The sequence below is a fragment of the Streptomyces sp. NPDC028419 genome (genome assembly GCF_055565515.1).
Genome location: NZ_JBVHUE010000011.1, coordinates 20,630 through 33,230, shown reverse-complemented (window position 1 = coordinate 33,230; position 12,601 = coordinate 20,630). Strand labels below are relative to the sequence as shown.

Annotated in this window: 11 protein-coding genes; 6 read left to right on the top strand and 5 right to left on the bottom strand. The window is 73.8% G+C overall.

Features of this window, described 5'->3' with window-relative positions:
- Positions 1 to 37: 37 nt before the first annotated feature.
- Positions 38 to 703, bottom strand: coding sequence for a helix-turn-helix transcriptional regulator (locus tag ACZ4UB_RS15055; RefSeq protein WP_354380821.1), 666 nt, complete (start codon positions 701 to 703; stop codon positions 38 to 40).
- Between the two features lie 337 nt (positions 704 to 1,040).
- On the opposite strand from ACZ4UB_RS15055, the gene ACZ4UB_RS15050 reads away from it, so the two are divergent.
- From ACZ4UB_RS15050 to ACZ4UB_RS15040, 3 genes are all read left to right on the top strand, one after another.
- The gene (locus ACZ4UB_RS15050; protein ID WP_468070468.1) at positions 1,041 to 1,913 is read left to right on the top strand and encodes an MmyB family transcriptional regulator; all 873 of its coding nucleotides are present in this window, start codon (positions 1,041 to 1,043) and stop codon (positions 1,911 to 1,913) included.
- Between the two features lie 211 nt (positions 1,914 to 2,124).
- Entirely contained in the window at positions 2,125 to 3,480 is a 1,356-nt protein-coding gene (locus ACZ4UB_RS15045) for a 6-phospho-beta-glucosidase (RefSeq protein ID WP_468070467.1), read from the top strand.
- Positions 3,481 to 3,539: 59 nt separating this feature from the next.
- Positions 3,540 to 5,636: an MDR family MFS transporter gene (locus ACZ4UB_RS15040; RefSeq protein WP_468070612.1), complete on the top strand. Its 2,097-nt coding sequence runs from the start codon at positions 3,540 to 3,542 to the stop codon at positions 5,634 to 5,636.
- 21 nt (positions 5,637 to 5,657) lie between these two features.
- On the opposite strand, the gene ACZ4UB_RS15035 is transcribed toward ACZ4UB_RS15040, so the two are convergent.
- Entirely contained in the window at positions 5,658 to 6,341 is a 684-nt protein-coding gene (locus ACZ4UB_RS15035) for a TetR family transcriptional regulator (protein WP_468070466.1), read from the bottom strand.
- Positions 6,342 to 6,469: 128 nt separating this feature from the next.
- Between ACZ4UB_RS15035 and ACZ4UB_RS15030 the strand changes: the two genes are divergently transcribed.
- A complete protein-coding gene (locus tag ACZ4UB_RS15030; RefSeq protein ID WP_468070465.1) occupies positions 6,470 to 7,399 on the top strand; it encodes a zinc-binding dehydrogenase in 930 nt (309 codons plus the stop codon).
- A gap of 12 nt (positions 7,400 to 7,411) precedes the next feature.
- Here the strand turns inward: ACZ4UB_RS15030 and ACZ4UB_RS15025 are convergent, their stop codons facing one another.
- Entirely contained in the window at positions 7,412 to 7,900 is a 489-nt protein-coding gene (locus tag ACZ4UB_RS15025) for an NUDIX domain-containing protein (protein ID WP_468070464.1), read from the bottom strand.
- On the bottom strand, positions 7,897 to 8,535 hold the full coding sequence (locus ACZ4UB_RS15020) for a helix-turn-helix domain-containing protein (protein ID WP_468070463.1): 639 nt from the start codon (positions 8,533 to 8,535) through the stop codon (positions 7,897 to 7,899). Before ACZ4UB_RS15020 ends, ACZ4UB_RS15025 begins: the two co-directional genes overlap by 4 nt.
- A 65-nt stretch (positions 8,536 to 8,600) precedes the next feature.
- Between ACZ4UB_RS15020 and ACZ4UB_RS15015 the strand changes: the two genes are divergently transcribed.
- On the top strand, positions 8,601 to 9,647 hold the full coding sequence (locus tag ACZ4UB_RS15015; protein ID WP_468070462.1) for an NAD(P)/FAD-dependent oxidoreductase: 1,047 nt from the start codon (positions 8,601 to 8,603) through the stop codon (positions 9,645 to 9,647).
- A 149-nt stretch (positions 9,648 to 9,796) separates the two neighbouring features.
- Positions 9,797 to 11,248: an NAD(P)/FAD-dependent oxidoreductase gene (locus ACZ4UB_RS15010; protein WP_468070461.1), complete on the top strand. Its 1,452-nt coding sequence runs from the start codon at positions 9,797 to 9,799 to the stop codon at positions 11,246 to 11,248.
- A 165-nt stretch (positions 11,249 to 11,413) separates the two neighbouring features.
- Here the strand turns inward: ACZ4UB_RS15010 and ACZ4UB_RS15005 are convergent, their stop codons facing one another.
- Complete coding sequence (locus tag ACZ4UB_RS15005) at positions 11,414 to 12,487, bottom strand: ATP-dependent DNA ligase (RefSeq protein WP_468070460.1); 1,074 nt, start codon at positions 12,485 to 12,487, stop codon at positions 11,414 to 11,416.
- Positions 12,488 to 12,601 lie beyond the last annotated feature (114 nt).

Below are 12,601 nucleotides of genomic sequence, written 5' to 3'. Positions count from 1 at the left end.
TCAGGACTCAAGGGTCAGACCCAGCTTTTCGACTGGGTCATGATTGGGTCGGTTTGACGCTTTCGAGGAGCAGGTCCAGCCATTCCGTCACTTTGTCCCGGTGTTTGTCACTGGGCAGTTGGGCGGCGCGCCAGGCGATGCCCCGGACACCATGGTCCTGGAGGAGTCTTGCCAGCGGATCGCCCGTTGAAGCCTGCGCGGAGGCGAGCTGTCGCTCCCGCGCCGCGAAATCCTGGAGCAACTGCTGCTCGGTGCGCAGCAGCGCGTCGGTCAGGGCGTCGGCGTCGTGGGCGGCCAGGAAGCCCGCGTGCACCCCGAAGAAGCGCTGGATCGCGTCACAGTGCTCCATCGTGGGCCGGCGGTCGCCGTTGATCAGGGCGCCGGCCTGCTGTCGGGACATGCCCGCGCCGTCCGCGATCTCCTGCTGCGTGTAGCGGCGCCCGTTGGGCTTGACGCGGGTGCGTCTCAGCAGGTCCAGGCGTTGCAGGAAGCGGGTCTGCAGGTCGGGCTCGCCGGTGGGGCGGCCCTCCAGCAGGTCCTTGACCACGTCGGCCGGGACCCCGGAGGCCTCCGAGAGGCGACGGAGGTCGAAGACCTCGCTCTGGTCGCGTCCTAGCTTGCCCGCGAGTTCGGCGACGCGCGTTACGGTGGCTGCCAAGGGCACGTTGGCCACCGCGACGGGAGCCGGGAAGCCGTCTGTCACCAGTGGTTCTCCTAGATCGCGCGAAGGTCGGTTCGGGCACATGGTCGGCTCCTGGAGGCTAACCCTTCTCCCATCGAAGGGCTAGAACTTGCCACAGCTGTGGCGTGAATGAGCCGTCACGAGGCTGGAATTGCCACAATAGTTGACACTCGAATGAAGTCGGTAGCAGGATCGCCACACGGAAATGAAGATCCAGACCGTGAGGAAGGGGGAGCTCTCGGTGCCACATCTCGCAGCGGTGGGCCCGTCCGATGGCCTCGCCCGAGCCGGTGAGGGGCGCCTGACGGGTGAAGAGCCCGTCCGTGGCGCGGTGCGGTCGGAGCGACGCAAGGAGATTTTGCGCCAGCGGCGCGAAGAGCTGAACCTCAGCCAGGAGGACATGGCCGCCCGTCTGCGCATCAGCGTCCGTGCGTACGGGAATTGGGAACGCGGCCTGGTCAAGGAGTGGACGGACCGCAAGCTGCTCGCCCTCGCCGAAGCGCTGGAGATGAGCGAGCGCCAGTGCTTCTGGCTCTTCCGCGTCATGGTGGACCGCGATCCGCCGCCGACCTGGCGCGCCGCCGAGGAGAACCGGCTGCCCGCCGACCCGGCACAGCGGGACTACCTGCGCGACTACGCCGCGCTCATGGAGGCGGTGCCCTACCCGAGCTTCCTGGTCGACCACCGCTGGGACGTGGCGCTCACGAACTCGGCCTTCGACCGGCTCTTCCAGGCCGTTCGCCCGCATCCCACGGCGCTGCCCGACGACAACTTCCTGCGCTTCGTGCTGTTCCACCCGGACGCCGCGGCCGTGCTGGAGGACCACGAACCGGGCTGGTGCGTACCGCTGCTCGCGCAGTTCGCGACCAGCCTGGCCGCCGACCCCGACGACGAGGGGCTGCGCAGCATCCGCCAGGAGGTGGCCCGCGATCCGTTCATGGAGGCCGCCTACCGCTACGGCGTCCCGCACTGGCTCAGCACCTACGGGGCCGATGCGGCCGAGCGCGACGGAGCGGTGCGTTCCGTGCGCCACCCCGACCCGCGCTGGGGCGTGGCCCGCTGCCGGACGGTGGCGGAATCCGGCCGTATGTTGGACGCGATGGGGCTGACCCGGGTCACCCTGATCCTGTCGGCGCCGCAGGGCGTACCGGTCGGCCCCGCGCCGGTCGGAGCCGGGCGTCCGCCGCAGACCTCGGCGCGGCTGCGCGCCGTGCCGTCGCCGGTCGACTGACCGACCGGGTGACACTGGTGCCGCGGAGCGTGGCACGGAAGGCCGTGCCGCACCCGCCGCCGTCCGTGTCACCGAACGTGGCACGGACGCGTGGCGCGGGAGCCGTGCCACGATGCGTGGCACGGGACGGCTGGTACGGGCGCGGAGCACTCCTCGGAGCCCGGGCCCGGAGCGCGGCGGGCGACGCCGCGCGGGCGAAGGGCGGTTGGGCGTGCGGCTGACGATCCTCGGCGGGGGCGGTTTCCGGGTACCGCTGGTGTACGGGGCCCTGCTCGGCGACCACGCCGAGGGCCGGGTGACCCGCGTGACGCTCTACGACGCCGATCCCGGCCGGCTCGCCGCCATGGCCCGGGTGCTCGCGGACCAGGCCGCCGCCGCGGGGGTGTCCGACGCGCCGGAAGTGATCGCGACCAAGGACCTGGACGAGGCCCTGCGCGGGGCCGACTTCGTCTTCTCCGCCATCCGCGTCGGCGGCCTGGACGGGCGCGCCACGGACGAGCGGGTCGCGCTGGCCGAGGGAGTGCTGGGCCAGGAGACGGTCGGCGCGGGCGGGATCGCGTACGGCCTGCGCACGGTGCCGGTGGCGCGGGAGATCGCGCGCCGGGTGGCCCGTACCGCCCCCGGGGCCTGGGTCATCAACTTCACCAATCCGGCCGGGCTCGTCACCGAGGCGATGGCCGAGGAACTGGGCGACCGGGTCATCGGGATCTGCGACTCCCCGGTGGGCCTCGGGCGCCGGATCGCCCGGCTGCTGGGCGCCCGCCCCGAAGAGGCGTGGATCGACTACGTCGGCCTCAACCACCTGGGCTGGGTCCGTGGCCTGCACGTCGGCGGCCGCGACGAACTGCCCCGGCTGCTGGCCGACACCGCAGCCCTGGAGTCCTTCGAGGAGGGGCGGCTCTTCGGCGCGGAGTGGCTGCGCTCGCTCGGCGCGATCCCGAACGAGTACCTGCACTACTACTACTTCAACCGCGAGACGGTCCGGGCGTACCAGGAGGCCCGGCAGACCCGCGGCGCCTTCCTGCGCGACCAGCAGCGGGCCTTCTATGCCGAGGCCGAGCGCCCCGGGCAGCGGCCCGGCGCGGCGCTCGCCGCGTGGGACCGTACCCGGGCCGAGCGCGAGGCCACCTACATGGCCGAGAACCGCGAGGCGGCGGGCGCCGGGGACCGCGAGGAGAGCGACCTGGAGTCCGGCGGGTACGAGAAGGTCGCGCTCGCGCTGATGCGGGCCATCGCCAGGGACGAGCGCGCCACACTGATCCTCAACGTCCGCAACCGCACCACCCTGTCGGTGCTCGACCCGCAGGCCGTCATCGAGGTGCCCTGCCTGGTCGACGCCAACGGCGCGCATCCGGTGGCCGTCGATCCGCTGCCCTATCACGCGGTCGGTCTGGTGACCGCGGTCAAGGGCGTCGAACGGGAGGTGCTGGCGGCCGCGGCCAGCGGCTCGCGCCGGGACGCGGTCAAGGCCTTCGCGCTGCACCCGCTGGTGGACTCCGTGGCGGTGGCCCGGCGACTGCTGGACGGCTACGTGCAGGACCATCCGGGCCTGTCCTACCTGCGCTGATCCCCTCTTACGGGCTCGGCGCAGGGGCCCGCGGGGTGACCCGTTCGGCCGAGCGCCGCATGCGGCCCGGCGGCGGCGCTGTGAGAGTGCGACATGTGACCACAGCTCCCGTGACAGCCGCCGCGCCGCCCGTGCTCGACCGGCGCCGGCGCAACGTCATCTTCGGCACGATCATGCTCGGCGTGCTGCTGGCAGCCCTCGACCAGACGATCGTGGGCACCGCCCTGCCCACGATCGTGGCGGATCTCGGCGGCGGCGACCACATGTCCTGGGTGGTGACCTCGTACCTGCTCGCGGAGACCGTCGCCACGGTGCTGGTGGGCAAGTTCGGCGACCTCTTCGGGCGCAAGGTCATCTTCCAGATCTCCGCGGTCGTCTTCATCACCGGCTCGTTCCTCTGCGGCCTGGCGAGCAACATGCTCCTGCTCATCGTGTGGCGGGGCGTGCAGGGCATCGGTGCGGGCGGCCTGATGGTCACCTCCATGGCGCTGATCGCCGATGTGGTGCCGCTGCGCGAGCGGGGCAAGTACCAGGGCGCGATCGGCGCGGTGTTCGGCGTCGCGACGGTCATCGGACCCCTGCTGGGCGGGCTGTTCACCGACCACCTGAGCTGGCGCTGGGCCTTCTACGTCAATGTGCCGATCGCCGTCCTGGTGGTGCTGGCAGCGGCCCGGACGATCCCCTCGGTACGGTCGGGCGCGCGGCCGGCGATCGACTACCTCGGCATCGCCCTCGTCGCGATCGGCTCCAGCGCGCTGATCCTGGGGACGAGTTGGGGCGGCAACGAGTACGCCTGGAGTTCGCCGGCCATCATCGGTCTCTTCGTGGGCGGCGTGGTCGCACTCGCCCTGTTCTGCCTGGCCGAGACCCGCGCGGCCGAACCGATGCTGCCCATGCGGCTGTTCCGCAATCCGGTCTTCACGGTGTGCTCCGTACTGAGCTTCGTCGTCGGTTTCGCGATGCTCGGCGCCATGACCTTCCTGCCGACCTACCTCCAGTACGTGGACGGGGATTCGGCCACGATCTCGGGCGTGCGGACCCTGCCGCTGGTCTTCGGCCTGCTGATCGCCTCCATCTTCAGCGGCAACGTCACCAGCAAGACCGGGCGGTACCGGATCTTCCCCATCGTGGGATCCCTCGTCATGGGCATCGGGCTCTACCTGCTCTCGCGGATGGGCCCGGGGACCGGCGTCGCCCTCGAATCGCTGTACATGTTCGTGCTCGGCGTCGGGATCGGCCTGTCGATGCAGGTCCTGACCATCGCCGTGCAGAACACCGTGGACTACGCCGACCTGGGTACCGCCACCTCGGGCGTCACCTTCTTCCGGACCCTGGGCAGCGCCTTCGGCACCGCGGTCTTCGGCACCCTCTACGCCAACAGCCTCGGGCCGGCCCTGACCTCGGCCGTGGCCGCGGCGGCCAGGGCCACGGGCGGCGACCCCGCGCAGATCGCCGCCCAGGCGGGGAACCCGAAGGGCGTGCACGGGCTGCCGCCGGCCGAGTCGGCCCCGGTGATCTCCGCGTACACGGACGCGTTGCAGACCGTCTTCCTGTGGACGGTGCCGGTCGCTGCGGTGGGCTTCGTCGTCGCGCTCTTCCTCAAGCAGGTCGCGCTGCGCGACACCGCCAAGGCCGGCTCGACCGACATGGGCGACGGCTTCGCCTCGCCGGCGACGGCCTCCGGGGATTCGGCCAAGCTGTTGGAACTGGCGGTGGGCAAGATCGTCCGGACCATGGGCCCGGAGCAGGCGCGGGGCATCGTCAGCGCCTCCGACACCCGGCTCGACATGGCGGGCGCGTGGGCGGTGATGCAGGTGGACCTGCTGACCCGCACGGTGGGCTACGCCAGCCTCGGTCTGATCGCCTCCCGCCGCTCGCTGCCCGCGGAGGTGCTGGTGCCCGTCTTCGACCGGATGGTGGCGGAGGGCTACCTGACGCGCGAGGGCAGCTTCTTCGCGCACACCCCGGCCGGTGCGCGCGAGGCCGGGGTGATCTCCGCCGCCTGGGCCGACTGGCTCGGTGACCAGCTGGAGCGCGACCGCGGCCGGCCGCGCAGCGCCGAACTGCGGGTGGCGGCCGACGCGATCGCGAAGCGGCTGCTGGCGGAGGACCTGAGCGAGGGCAACTTCGCGCCGCGCGCGGCGGTGCGGTCGTAGCGGGCGGGTGCGCGGCGCTCCTCAGGTCCCGGCGTCGGGTGCGGGGGAGGTGCGCGGGGCGGCCGTCACGGTGAGGCTGCCGGGGACCGCGGCGAAGGCTTCGCGCAGGCTCGCGGCGAGTGCGGCCCGCGAGGGTGCCCCGGCGGTGGCGGTCCAGGACTCCAGGGCGCAGTGGCACGCCGCCACCAGGATGTCGAGGGCCAGCCGCGGGCGCGGGTCGCCGGGGTCCGCGAGGTCGAACCGCCGGTGCAGGGTCGCGAGCGCCGTACGGCTGGTGCGGTCGCAGAAGGCCAGGCCGTGCGCGCCCATCGACGGGGTGTCGGCCGCGAGCCGCCGGCCGAGGCGGACCTGTTCCGGCCAGCCGTCGTCAGGCATCGAGTCGAGCGCGGCCGACAGGGCCTCCTGCAGCATCTCCAGCAGGGGACGGCCGCCCGGTTCGCGGGTCTCCAGGTCGTCGAGGAAGGCCGCCCACAGGTCCTGGGTCGGCGCCATCGCGACGTCCTCCTTGCTGCTGAAGTAGCGGAAGAACGTCCGTTTGGACACGTCGACCGCGTCGCACAGCTCGTCGAGGGTCGCGCCGTCGAAGCCGCGCCGCGTGAACAGGTCAAGGGCGGTGTCGACCAGGGCCCGGCGGGTGCGGGCCTTCTTTCGTTCGCGCAGCGAGGGGCGCTCGGCGCCCGCGTGCGGCGGGGGATCGGTAGTCATCGAGGCCAGTGTAACCAAGACGCGAACGCCTCCTATAGGTTTATGCCACTGAGTGGCACAATCGTGCAGAGGGTCACCAGTGCGGCCGCGCCCGCGGCCATCCGTCCCGGAGGAAAGGCACCACACCCATGCGCGCACTGCTCGTCGACCGCTCCGCTCCCGGAGGCCTGCGCCTCGGAACGGCCCCCGCCCCCCGCCCCGCCGCCCATCAGGCGCTCGTCCGGGTGACCGCGACCTCGCTCAACTTCGGCGAGGTGCGCCACGGACTCGACGGCGCTCCCGACGGCGCGGTGCTCGGCTGGGACGCGGCCGGGGTGGTGGAACGCGCCGCCGCCGACGGCTCGGGCCCGCCGGTCGGCACCCCCGTGGTGACGCTCGGCGCGGAGGGGGCGTGGGCCGAACTCAGGGCGGTGGACACCGCCCTGACCGGACCGGCCCCCGTCGGCGCGGACCCGGGCGCCCTGAGCACCGTCCCCGTGGCGGGCGCCAGCGCCCTGCGCGCCCTGCACCGGCTCGGCCCGATCCTCGGCAGGCGGGTGCTGGTCACCGGCGCCACGGGCGGCGTCGGCCGGTACGCCGTCCAGCTGGCCCGCCTGGGTGGTGCCCACGTCATCGCGTCGACCGGCGACCCGGACGCGCACGGTCCGGGCCTGCGGGCCCTCGGCGCGCACGAGGTGGTGGCGGCCCCGGCGGCGGTCGGCGAGCCGGTCGACGGCGTCATCGACCTGGTGGGCGGCGCTCAACTGGTCGACGCCTACGCCCGGTTGGCCGAGCGCGGCACGCTGGTGTCCGTGGGGCACGCGACCGAGGCGGGCGAGGCCTTCCCGTACGGAGCCTTCTTCGGCGACCAGGGGCGCCACGACCGCACCCTCACCACCTTCTTCCTGCTCGCCTGTACGGACCTGGCCCCGGACCTGACCCGTCTGGCGAACCTGGTGGCGTCGGGCGCGCTGGACCCGCGCATCGCCTGGCGCGGAAGCTGGGAGCGGGCCGGGGAAGCGGTCGCGGCCCTGCTGGGGCGCCGCCTCCACGGCAAGGCCGTCCTCGACCTGACGTGACCCGCCGTGCGCTCAGGATGCCGGCGGCGTCGGGTACTCGTACGCGGGGGCGGGGTCCGGTGCGAGCGCGACGAGGTCCGGGCGCCAGGTGCGCAGCACGGCGGCCGTCGGCGGGTAGAGCGCGGTCGGCACCTCGGTCGGCGCGAACCACTCCCAACGGACGATCTTGTCCGGCTCGGTGACCGCCGGGGTGCCCGTGGCCGCCCCGGTCACCGCGGCCGCCGTCAGCCGGGTCAGCCCGGCGTTCGCGTCGAGCCGGACGCCCAGGACGCGTACGTCCGCGGGGGCCACCCGCAGGGCGGTCTCCTCGGCCAACTCCCGCGCGGCGGCCCGCTCGAAGCCCTCGCCGGGATCGACCTTGCCGCCGGGCAACTCCCACCGCCCGTCGTGGGCCAGACCGAGCAGGATCCGGCCGTCGGCCGCCACGACGACCAGACCGACCCCGACGACGGCGTTGGCCCGCGCGGCGGCGCGTGAGGGGCGGGCGTGTGCTGCGCTCATGAGGCGTCCTTCTCCCGGGCGGTGGGCCTGGCGCGCACGTGGATCCGCTCGCCCTGCGGCCCGAACAGGCTGAGGTACTCGGTGGGTTGCGCGACCGCGTTGAAGAAGGCGTGCGGGGTGCGGGTGTCGAACTCCGCGGCCTCCCCGGGACCGAGCACCAGATCGTGGTCGCCGAGCACCAGGCGCAGCCGTCCGGACAGGACGTACAGCCACTCGTAGCCCTCGTGCACGCCCAGCCGCGGGTCGCGGACCGGCTCGGTGGCGGGCGGGAGGATCTGCTTGAAGGCGTGCACTCCGCCGAAGTTCCTGGTCAGCGGGATGTACGTGGTCCCGTGCCGGACGAAGGGGCGCGGGCGGACCCGCGGGTCCCCGGTGTCCGGGGCGCCGACCAGCTCGTCGAGCGCGACGCGGTGCGCCTTCGCCAACGGGAGCAGCAGCTCCAGGGTGGGCCGGCGGTGTCCGGACTCCAGCCGGGAGAGCGTGGAGAGGGAGATGCCGGTGACCTCGCTGAGCTGGGCGAGGGTGGTCCCGCGCTCCTGCCGCAGGGCGCGCAGGCGCGGTCCCACGGTGGTGAGCACCCGTGCGAGGTCGTCTTCGTCGGACCCCGCGGACGCGTCGTTCTCGGCGGCAACCATGATCCCATTTGCCGCTTCGGCAACACCATTTGTCAAGTGGGACTCCCGGCGCGCATCCTCGCCGCATGAGGACGAACGGTGCGGGTGCGCGTGCGGCTGCCGGTGCGGGTGTGGACGACGGGGCCGAGGCGGAGGTGGACGCGGAGGTCGTGGTCGTGGGCGGTGGGGCCGCGGGGCTGGGCGCGGCGGTGACCCTGGCCCGCGCCCGGCGCTCGGTCCTGGTGATCGACTCGGGCAGCCCCCGCAACGCCCCGGCCGCACACGTGCACGGATTCCTCGGCCACGACGGCGTACCCCCGGCCGAGCTGCTGTCCCGTGGGCGGGCGGAGGCGATCGGCTACGGCGCCCGGATCGTTCCCGGTACGGCCATCGCCGCCGACCGGTTGCCCGGGGGCGGTTTCCTGGTGCGCCTCGGCGACGGTTCCACGGTCCGCGCCGCGCGGCTCCTGGTGGCCACCGGTCTGCGCGACGAGCTGCCCGAGGTACCGGGCCTCGCCGCCCGCTGGGGCCGCGACGTACTGCACTGTCCGTACTGCGACGGCTGGGAGTGGCGGGACCGCCCGCTCGCGGTCCTGGCCACCGGTCCGCTCGCGGTGCACCAGGCACACCTGTGGCGGCAGTGGACCCCGCGGGTCACCCTGCTCGCGCACACCTGGCGGGTGCCGGAGGGCGACCGGGCGGCGCTGGCCGCGCGGGGCGTCGAGGTGGTGGAGGGGGAGGTCCGGGGGCTGAGGCTGACCGGGGAGGACCGACTGGCCGGCGTGACCCTGGCGGGCGGGGCGGCCGTCGGGTGCGAGGCGCTGGTCGTGGCCCCGCGGTTCACGGCCCGTTCGGGGGTGTTGAGCAGCCTGGGGATCACGGCCGTACGGCAGGAGCGCGACGGTCATGACCTCGGCACGGCGGTCGAGGCGGGGCCAAGCGGGGCGACCGCGCTCGCCGGGGTGTGGGTGGCGGGCAACGTGACCTCGCCGACGGACACCGTGATCGCGGCGGCCGCGCAGGGGGTGCGCGCGGGGATGGAGATCAACGCGGATCTGACGGGGGCGGAGGTCCGGGCGGCTGAGGTCGGGGCGGCGGCTCGGGCGGCGGTGACGGGAGGGGTCACCGGGTGAGGTGACGGCGCCCGGGGGGCCCGGTGCGCCTCCTCCCACCAGGCGCTCGCTCGTGTGTGCGGGTTTCGCTCGGGCCCGGCCCGCACAGGCTCTGGAGGCGATCTGATCGTCGTACCGCTCGCACCGCACCTTCGGCTCTGGGGGACGCAATGGCACATGTGCTGGTCATCGGCGGCGGTGTCGGAGGGTTGGCCACCGCGTTGCTCGCGGCGCGGCACGGGCACACGGCCGAGCTGTTCGAGCGCGACAGCAGGGCCCCGGGAACCGCCCTGGACCGGGACTTCTTCGGCTGGCGGCGCCCCTCCGTGCCGCAGGCCACCCAGCCCCACGTCCTGCTGGGGGCGGCGCGCACGCTGCTGCGGGACGAACTGCCGGACGTGTACCGGGAGATGCTCCGCCTCGGCGCACGGGAGCGGCACGAACTGGACTGGTTCGACGAACGCCCGCCCGCCCGACCCGGGGACGAGGACCTCGTCATGCTCCAGGCCCGGCGCATCGTGCTGGAGAGCGCCCTGGTCACCGCGCTGCGCGGCGAGTCCGGGGTGGTCACGCGGTACGGCGAGCCGGTCACCGGGCTGCTGGCGGAGCGCGCGGCGGGAGCGGGGGCCGGTGCCGGTCCGGCGGGGACGGCTGGGACGACCGGGGCCCGCGTGCGGGTGAGGGGGGTGGAGACGGCGCTGGGGGAGTACGCGGGCGACCTCGTCGTGGACGCGGGCGGGCGGCGCGGCGGCGTCGAGCGCTGGCTCGCGCTGGCCGGCTGCCGGCCGGCGGTCGTGGAGCGCCACCGCACGGGGATCGCCTACTTCTGCCGCTGGTACCGCTTGCCCGAGGGCCGCGCGGAGGGCCCGCGCCGCCCGTGGGCGGTCACCGGCGGCCCCTTCGCCGGATGCGCCGTCTTCCCGGCCGACAACGGGGCGTTCGCGGTGACCCTCTTCGTCCACACGCAGGACGAGACCCGCACCGCGCTGCGGGATCCTGCCGTCTTCGAGGCCGTGGCGCGGGCCTTCCCGCCCGGTGCGGCCTGGCTGGAGCTGGGCGCCGAACCACTGTCCGAGGTCATGGCCACGGCGGGCCTGGACAACCGGTGGAGCGCGCTGGTCGACGAGCGGGGACCGGTGGTCAGCGGGATCGTGCCGATCGGGGACGCGATCACCCACACCAACCCGACCCTGGCGCAGGGCACCTCGCTCGCGCTGTGGGCCGCGCTGCGCGTGGCCCGTACGGCGCACCGCGAACCGGGGTCGCCGCGGTTCGCCGCCGAGCACCACGCGTGGGCGGTGCGCACGCTCAAGCCGTGGTTCGACTTCCAGGTGGTGGCGGACGCGGCGGTCGGGGAGCGGTTCGCGACCCGGGCCGGCCGCACCGGTACGGCCCGCGAGACGGCCGCGCTGTTCGACTGCGCCCTGGACGACCCGGAGGTGATGCGGGCCCGGGCGCGCGTGCGGCACCTGGTCGACCCACCGGAGCGGGCCTACGCCGATCCGGAGATCCGGGCCCGGGTCGCGCGGTGGTTGGCGCGGCGCCCCGACTACGCGCCGGGCACGGCCGGCCCGGACCGCGAGGAGTGGGAGAAGCTCACCTCGCCCCTCACGGAGCCGTGAGGGGCGGTGCTTCCCGGAGCGTGCTCGCGCGGCGTGACCGCGACGCCGGCCGGTCCGCTGAATCCGTGCCATGGACCACCGGCTACGGCTCGCGCTACCGGTCGCGGGCGGGGCTCGTCCCGAGGGCTACGCCGCGGGTGGGGTGGTGACCTGCGGACGACGGGGTCAGGAGGGGAGGATGTCGCTCAAGTTGTACTCGGGTTCTTCGAGTTGCTCGTAGGTGCACGATGCGGCGGTACGGTCCGGGCGCCATCGCCGGAAACGGGCCGTGTGCCGGAATCGGGGAGCCTGGGCCGCGGTGTGGGAGAGGGTGTCGTACGCGACCTCCAGTACGCGTTCCGGGCGCAGCGGTACCCAGGAGAGGTCCTTCTTGCCGGTCCAGCGGCTCTGGGCGCCCGGCAGGCGGGCGCCCTCGTGGGCGGACTCCTCGGCCCAGGCCGCCCACGGGTGGCCCTCGGGGCTCGGCATGCGCAGGGGGGCCAGCTCCTCCACCATTTCGGCGCGGCGCTTCATGGGGAAGGCGGCGCAGACGCCCACGTGTTGGAGCGTGCCGTGCTCGTCGTGGAGGCCGAGCAGGAGCGATCCGATGATCGGACCGCTCTTGTGGAAACGGAAACCCGCGACGACGGTGTCGGCCGTACGCTCGTGCTTGATCTTGAACATGATGCGGGCATCGGGCCGGTAGGGCAGATCGAGCGGTTTCGCGATCACCCCGTCGAGCCCGGCGCCCTCGAACCGCTCGAACCACTCCCGCGCGAGCGCGGGGTCGGTGGTCGCGGGCGCCAGATGAACGGGGGGACGGGCCGTGGACAGGGAGCGGGCGAGTGCGGTGCGCCGGTCGGCGAGCGGGGTGTCGAGGAGGGCCTCGTCGCCGAGCGCGAGCAGGTCGAAGGCGATGAAGCTGGCCGGGGTGGTACCGGCCAGGAGGGTGACGCGGGACGCCGCGGGATGGATGCGTTCGGTCAGGCTGTCGAAATCCAGCCGTCCTCCCTGAACGATGACGATCTCCCCGTCCACGACGCAGCGCGGGGGCAGCTCCTCCCGGAAGGCGGTGACCAGTTCGGGGAAGTAGCGGGTCAGGGACTTGCCGGTGCGGCTGCCGATCTCGATCTCGTCGCCGTCCCGGTGCACGATGGCGCGGAAGCCGTCCCACTTCGCCTCGTACTGCATGCCCGCGGGAATCTCGGACACGGACTTCGCGAGCATCGGCTTCACCGGGGGCATCACGGGCAGGTCCACGCCACCTCCACCTGGTCCTCTCGGTCGTCCTGAGCTTCCGGACGACCCGTCCCTACGATTCTGCGGCGCTACGTCCCGCCGCGCCCGGTATGCGAGGTGCGCCGGGCCCGCCTA

What these genes read in the sequence shown, in the direction of transcription:
- ACZ4UB_RS15040 (WP_468070612.1), top strand. Translation starts at nt 3,540, where the DNA reads ATGCGGCCCGGCGGCGGCGCTGTGAGAGTGCGACATGTGACCACAGCT.
- ACZ4UB_RS15035 (WP_468070466.1), bottom strand. Translation starts at nt 6,341, where the DNA reads ATGACTACCGATCCCCCGCCGCACGCGGGCGCCGAGCGCCCCTCGCTG.
- ACZ4UB_RS15030 (WP_468070465.1), top strand. Translation starts at nt 6,470, where the DNA reads ATGCGCGCACTGCTCGTCGACCGCTCCGCTCCCGGAGGCCTGCGCCTC.
- ACZ4UB_RS15025 (WP_468070464.1), bottom strand. Translation starts at nt 7,900, where the DNA reads ATGAGCGCAGCACACGCCCGCCCCTCACGCGCCGCCGCGCGGGCCAAC.
- ACZ4UB_RS15020 (WP_468070463.1), bottom strand. Translation starts at nt 8,535, where the DNA reads ATGGTTGCCGCCGAGAACGACGCGTCCGCGGGGTCCGACGAAGACGAC.
- ACZ4UB_RS15015 (WP_468070462.1), top strand. Translation starts at nt 8,601, where the DNA reads ATGAGGACGAACGGTGCGGGTGCGCGTGCGGCTGCCGGTGCGGGTGTG.
- ACZ4UB_RS15010 (WP_468070461.1), top strand. Translation starts at nt 9,797, where the DNA reads ATGGCACATGTGCTGGTCATCGGCGGCGGTGTCGGAGGGTTGGCCACC.